The sequence below is a fragment of the Mycobacterium sp. genome, assembly GCF_050701675.1.
GTDB lineage: Bacteria > Actinomycetota > Actinomycetes > Mycobacteriales > Mycobacteriaceae > Mycobacterium.
Window position 1 is genome coordinate 1 of record NZ_JBOGDD010001118.1, and the last position, 2957, is coordinate 2957.

Consider the following 2957-nt stretch of genomic DNA (forward strand, 5'->3'; position numbering starts at 1 on the left):
CCGCTGACCGACGACGACGTGCAGAACCCGATCGTGGAGGGACGGATCCGCCGGTTCGACTGCAGCCAGATGACCGACGGCGGGTGCGGCGTCGTGCTCGTCACAGACGACTACCTGCGCGATCACCCCGATGCCAAGCCCATCGGCCGCATCGAGGGCTGGGGGCACCGCACCGTCGGCCTCGGCCTGCAGCAGAAACTGGAGCGCTCGGCGGCCGGTCCGTTCGTCATGCCGCACGTCCGCGGCGCCGTCCTCGACGCCTTCGACCGCGCCCACGTCACACTCGAGGACCTCGACGGCATCGAGCTGCACGACTGCTTCACCCCCAGCGAGTACCTCGCCATCGACCACATCGGGCTGACCGGTCCCGGTGAATCGTGGAAGGCCATCGAGAACGGCGAAATCGAGATCGGCGGGCGGTTGCCGATCAACCCGAGCGGCGGCCTGATCGGCGGAGGCCATCCCGTCGGTGCCTCAGGGGTGCGCATGCTCTTCGACGCCGCCAAACAGGTCAGCGGCACCGCCGGCGACTATCAGGTCGACGGCGCAAGGACATTCGGGACGCTGAACTTCGGTGGCAGCACGGCCACCACGGTCAGCTTCGTCGTCGGCTCGGCCAAGGAGTAAGCCATGCACGTAGACGTAATCGGCAAGTTCCTGTCCACGCTGCCCGAGGACGACGACCACCCGTACCGCACCGGGCCATGGCGGCCGCAGACCACCGAATGGGACGCCGACGACCTGACCGTCGTCGAAGGCCAGCTCCCGACCGACCTCGACGGCGTGTACCTGCGCAACACCGAGAACCCCCTGCATCCGGCGCTCAAGGCATACCACCCCTTCGACGGCGACGGCATGGTGCACGTCGTCGGATTCCGTGACGGAAAGGCGTTCTACCGCAACAGGTTCGTCCGCACCGACGGTTTCGCCGAGGAGAACGACGCGGCAGGCCCGCTGTGGCCGGGCATCGCGGAGCCGGTCGAGTTGGCCCGCCGCGACTACGGCTGGGGCGCAAGGACGTTGATGAAGGACCCGTCGTCCACCGACGTCGTCGTGCACCGCGGTACCGCGCTCACCAGCCACTATCAATGCGGTGACCTGTACCGGGTCGACCCCTGCTCCGGCGAGACGCTGGGCAAGGAGGACTGGCACGGCGCCTTCCCGTTCGACTGGGGCGTGTCAGCGCATCCCAAGGTCGACGACAGAACCGGCGAGCTGTTGTTCTTCAACTATTCGAAGCAGGCGCCCTACATGCACTACGGCGTCGTCGACGACGCGGGGGCGCTGGTGCACTTCGTCGACGTACCGCTGCCGGGACCCCGCCTGCCACACGACATGGCGTTCACCGAGAACTATGTGATCCTCAACGACTTTCCGCTGTTCTGGGATCCGACTCTGCTGGAACACAACGTGCACCTACCGCGCTTCCACCGCGACGTGCCGACACGCTTCGCCGTCATTCCGCGTCGCGGCGACACGTCGCAGATCAGGTGGTTCGAGGCCGACCCGACCTACGTGCTTCACTTCCCGAACGCCTACGAGGACGGCGACGAGATCGTGCTCGACGGGTTCTTTCAGGGCGATCCGGAACCCGCCGACGACGGGCTTGGCGACAAGTGGCAACGCATCTTCCGATTCCTGGCCATGGACAGGATGCAGACCCGGTTGCACCGCTGGCGGTTCAACCTCGTCACCGGCGCGGTGCGCGAGGAGCAATTGTCGGACAGCATCACCGAATTCGGCATGATCAACCCCGCGCGGGCGGGCCTCCACTACCGCTACGCCTACGCCGCAACGGGCAAGCCCGGCTGGTTCATGTTCGACGGCCTGGTCAAGCACGACCTCAAGACCGGCGCCGAGGAGCGGTTCGCGTTCGACGACGGGATCTACGGCAGCGAGACCGCCATGGCGCCGCGAGTCGGCAGCACGGCCGAGGACGACGGTTACCTGGTCACCATCACCACCGACATGAATGCCGACGCGTCCTACTGCCTAGTGTTCGACGCAGCCAGGATGTCCGACGGTCCCGTGTGCAAACTGGCTCTGCCCGAACGGGTTTCCAGCGGAACTCATTCGACGTGGGCGCCAGGATCTGAGCTGCGCCGCTGGCAGGAGACCGACACCGCCGCAGAAGCGATCGGCCTGTAGTTGAACCAGCCAGGCGGGGTCAACGCCGTGGGTCGGATGCTCGGCGTGCTTGGTGACGAGTGGACGCTGCTGATCGCCCAGCAGGCGTTGCTCGGTGTGACCCGCTACGGAGACTTCGCCGCGCGCCTGCCGATCTCGCACGCGGTACTGACCCGCCGACTGGCCGCGATGGCTGACGACGGGTTACTGACCCGCAGCAGGTATTCGGAAAGGCCGCCGCGGTACGAATACGTGCTGACGCCGCAGGGGCGTTCGCTCTGGCCGGTCCTGACGTCGATCTGGGAATGGGAACGCCGCTGGGTGCCCGACCACGCCGAGCGCCTGCCCGCGATGCGCCACGTCGGCTGTGACGCGGACTTCGCGCCGCTGGTCACGTGCCAGGCCTGCGCAGCGGTCGTGACGGAGAAGGAGCTGACCGCGACGTGGGGGCCGAGCGGGTCCTGGCCGCGCTCGATGCCGGTCCAGTCGACGCGGCGCCGGTCGGCGTCGGGTCGGGCCGGGATCTTCCCCGAGACCATGGGCATCCTCGGCAACCGGTGGGCATTCGCCCTGCTGGTCGCGGCCTTCGTCGGCACCTCTCGATTCAACGACTTCGCGGGGCAACTCGGCGCCCCGTCCGGCTCACTGGCCGACCGGCTGCAGATCTTCACCGCGGGAGGCGTGCTGACGTCCAACGGCGGCCGGTACCTGCTCACGGAGAAGGGCCGCGCCGTCTTTCCCGTTCTGATCACCGCGCTGCAATGGGCGCAGCGCTGGTTCGCCGCGCCGGAGGGTCCGGCCGTGTTATTGCGGCACACCCTGTGCGGGAA

Annotated in this window: 3 protein-coding genes; all 3 read left to right on the forward strand. The window is 67.7% G+C overall.

Translation table 11 applies throughout. The features are described 5' to 3' along the window. A partial coding sequence (locus tag ACRDUX_RS34670; protein ID WP_526421017.1) for an acetyl-CoA acetyltransferase occupies positions 1 to 627 on the forward strand: 627 nt, incomplete at its 5' end. Positions 628 to 630: 3 nt separating this feature from the next. Further along, the gene (locus ACRDUX_RS34675; RefSeq protein WP_526421019.1) at positions 631 to 2148 is read left to right on the forward strand and encodes a carotenoid oxygenase family protein; all 1518 of its coding nucleotides are present in this window, start codon (positions 631 to 633) and stop codon (positions 2146 to 2148) included. A gap of 36 nt (positions 2149 to 2184) precedes the next feature. After that, positions 2185 to 2957 (forward strand): winged helix-turn-helix transcriptional regulator (locus tag ACRDUX_RS34680; protein ID WP_526421021.1); only part of this gene is annotated, 773 nt, incomplete at its 3' end.